Here is a 558-nt window from a genome sequence, read left to right on the forward strand (position 1 = left end):
CTAACTGGCTTCAGGGTCTACGCCCCCGACCTCCGCGGGCAGGGCGACGCGGACAAACCGGAGTCGGGCTACTCCCTTGCGGAACAGGCCGAGGACGCCGCCGCGATTCTTGACGCCCTCAACGTTCCGAAGGCCTTCGTCCTCGGCTCCTCCAGCGGCGGCTACGTCGCCCAGCAGTTGACCGTCGCTTACCCCGAGCGGGTCGCGGCACTCGTGCTGGTGGGCTCGCCCCTGAGCCTCCACGGACGGGTCCCGTTCGCCGATGAAGTGGACCGCCTGACGGACCCCATCGACGAGGACTGGGTCCGGGATTCGTTGTCCTGGTATCCACTGCTGCGTGCGGTTCCCTCCTGGTTTATTGAGGACCGGATACGTGACGGCGTTAGAATGCCCGCCCACGCCTGGAAGGGCATCCTGCATGGCCTAGGCAACGCCCCGCCGCCAACTGAGTCGGGAACCATCCACGCACCCACACTGATCTTGTGGGGCGACCATGACAGCTTGTTGCCACGGAGCGACCAGGAAACCCTGGCAGCCCGGATAGCCGGCACGGTCCTG

At 66.5% G+C, this 558-nt stretch carries 1 protein-coding gene; it reads left to right on the forward strand.

The window, feature by feature from the left end; translation table 11 throughout:
- Positions 1-558, forward strand: a 558-nt coding sequence (locus QMG52_RS21835) for an alpha/beta fold hydrolase (RefSeq protein WP_283562492.1), incomplete at both ends; no start/stop codon positions are given.

Source organism: Paenarthrobacter sp. PH39-S1, assembly GCF_030063245.1.
GTDB lineage: Bacteria > Actinomycetota > Actinomycetes > Actinomycetales > Micrococcaceae > Arthrobacter_M.